The organism is Stenotrophomonas sp. YIM B13575 (assembly GCF_042787595.1).
GTDB classification, from domain to species: domain Bacteria; phylum Pseudomonadota; class Gammaproteobacteria; order Xanthomonadales; family Xanthomonadaceae; genus Stenotrophomonas; species Stenotrophomonas lactitubi_B.
The window spans coordinates 1-2200 of record NZ_JBHZOP010000134.1 but is presented as its reverse complement, the minus strand read 5'-3'; the positions used below and the strand labels follow the sequence as shown (position 1 = coordinate 2200).

Sequence of the window (2200 nt, the reverse complement as noted above, 5' to 3'; positions counted from 1 at the left end):
GCCGGGCCATGCCCGGCGAGCGCGCAGCGCGGTCCAAGGTTCCGCCGGGCATGGCCCGGCGCTACCGGAAGCAAAAAAGGGCGCCCATGGCGCCCTTTTTTCTGCCGTTGGTGGCGCCTCAGCGCTCCAGCAGCTTCAGCTTGTCCGGCTTGCCATCCCACTCACCGGCGTCGGCCGGCGGGTCCTTGCGCACGGTCAGTACCGGCCACGCCTTCGCCAGCTCGGCGTTGAGGGCGACGAAGCCTTCCTGGCCCGCGGGCACATCGTCTTCCGGGAAGATCGCGTTGACCGGGCACTCGGGTTCGCAGAGGGTGCAGTCAATGCACTCGTCCGGGTCGATCACCAGGAAGTTCGGGCCTTCGTGGAAGCAATCCACGGGGCACACTTCCACGCAATCGGTGTGTTTGCACTTGATGCAGTTTTCGGTGACGACAAAGGGCATGGGTAGGGGGCGAATCGCTTTCTGAACCTGCCAATTCTAGAACAGGTTGGCCCCCGGTGTCGGTTGCCGTGTGAAAGTGGGGCAGATTGGCGCCCCTAATGCCCATTTGGCGGCATGCCCGCCCTGTGCGACGCTGCCAAGGCCGCCGGCCCGCTTCGGTCGGCCCCCTTCCTTGCAGGATCCTTCATGTCGCCAGTCCAGCCCGGTGCCGCCTCCAATGGCGGTGAGAACACGGCCTTCATCGTCCTGATCAGTTGCGCCGCCACTCTTGGTGGTTTCCTGTTCGGTTTCGACAGTGGCGTCATCAATGGCACCGTCGACGGTCTGCGCCAGGCCTTCAACTCCAGCGAGGCCGCGCTCGGCTTCGAGGTGGCCTCGATGCTGCTGGGGTGCGCGATCGGCGCGTTCGCAGCCGGCTGGCTGGGTGATCGGCTGGGACGTCGTGGCGTGCTGATCGTGGCGGCCGTGATGTTTCTGGTGTCGGCGCTGGGCGCCGGCGCTGCACATGCGTCCTGGCTGTTCGTCTGCGCGCGCGTGCTCGGTGGATTCGCCGTCGGTGCGGCCAGCGTGATGTCGCCGGCCTACATCGCCGAAGTCGCGTCGGCGCGCTATCGCGGCCGGCTGGCTACGGTGCAGCAGATGGCGATCATCTGCGGCCTGTTCGCGGCGTTCCTCAGCAACTATCTTCTGGCCCGGGCCGCGGGTGCCTCGACCGAGCCGCTCTGGCTGGGGCAGGAGGCGTGGCGCTGGATGTTCTGGATGCAGGCGTTGCCGTCGCTGCTGTTCCTGCTGCTGTTGCTGGTGATCCCGGAGAGTCCGCGTTTCCTGGTGATGAAGGGCCGGCAGGCGCAGGCGAGGGCGGTGCTTGGCCGGTTGTACGGGGAGCGTGCCGCGGTGAACAAGCAGGCCGAGATCGAAGCGAGCCTGGCCCAGGACCAGCACAAGCCGCGATTCGGTGACCTGCTCAGCAAGGCCACCGGCAAGCTGCGTCCCATCGTCTGGGTCGGCATCGGCCTGGCGATGTTCCAGCAGCTGGTCGGCATCAATGTGGTGTTCTACTACGGCGCCGTGCTGTGGCAGGCGGTGGGTTTCTCGGAAAGCGATGCGCTGCTGATCAACGTATTGTCCGGTGCGCTGAGCATCGGCGCCTGCCTGCTGACGGCGCTGTTGATCGATCGCATCGGCCGCAGGCCGCTGCTGTGGGTCGGTTCGGTCGGCATGTCGGTGGCGCTGGTGCTGATGGTGGTCGCCTTCGCCAGTGGCAGCCTGGCCGATGGTCGACTGCAGCTGTCCGACGGCATGGGCCGGCTGGCGCTGGTGGCGGCCAACGTCTACGTGGTGTTCTTCAACATGTCCTGGGGCCCGGTGATGTGGGTCATGTTGGGCGAGATGTTCCCGAACCAGATCCGCGGCCCGGCGTTGGCTGTGGCTGGTGCGGCGCAGTGGACGTCGAATTTCGCGATCACCGTGACCTTCCCGATGCTGCTGGCCGGCATCGGCCTGGCCGGTGCGTACGGCATCTACACCGTTGCCGCGATCCTCTCGATCATCTTCGTCATCCGCTACGTGCGCGAGACCAAGGGCAAGGAACTGGAGCAGATGGAAGGCTGACGTGTGCCTGGCTTCGGTTGCATTTCGTCGGCGCCTGATTGTCGTCGATAGCGAAGGCGGGGCAGCCCAAGCCGGGACACGCCGTAAACCCATCCCTGGGGGCTCGATGGCGCCATCCATGGCGCCAACGGTCCCGGCTCGGGCTGC

The 2200-nt window shown here is 66.3% G+C and carries 2 protein-coding genes; one reads left to right on the top strand and one right to left on the bottom strand.

Going from position 1 to position 2200, the window contains the following annotated elements:
• Window positions 1-118 precede the first annotated feature (118 nt).
• Window positions 119-442: a ferredoxin FdxA gene (gene fdxA / locus ACFX4F_RS18315; protein WP_049411316.1), complete on the bottom strand. Its 324-nt coding sequence runs from the start codon at window positions 440-442 to the stop codon at window positions 119-121.
• Window positions 443-628: 186 nt separating this feature from the next.
• On the opposite strand from fdxA, the gene ACFX4F_RS18310 reads away from it, so the two are divergent.
• Entirely contained in the window at window positions 629-2053 is a 1425-nt protein-coding gene (locus ACFX4F_RS18310) for a sugar porter family MFS transporter (RefSeq protein ID WP_380657657.1), read from the top strand.
• The last annotated feature ends 147 nt before the right edge of the window (window positions 2054-2200 follow it).

Bases quoted from the DNA above. Each gene is read 5' to 3' on its own strand.
- ACFX4F_RS18310 (WP_380657657.1), top strand. From the start codon at position 629: ATGTCGCCAGTCCAGCCCGGTGCCGCCTCCAATGGCGGTGAGAACACG.
- fdxA (WP_049411316.1), bottom strand. From the start codon at position 442: ATGCCCTTTGTCGTCACCGAAAACTGCATCAAGTGCAAACACACCGAT.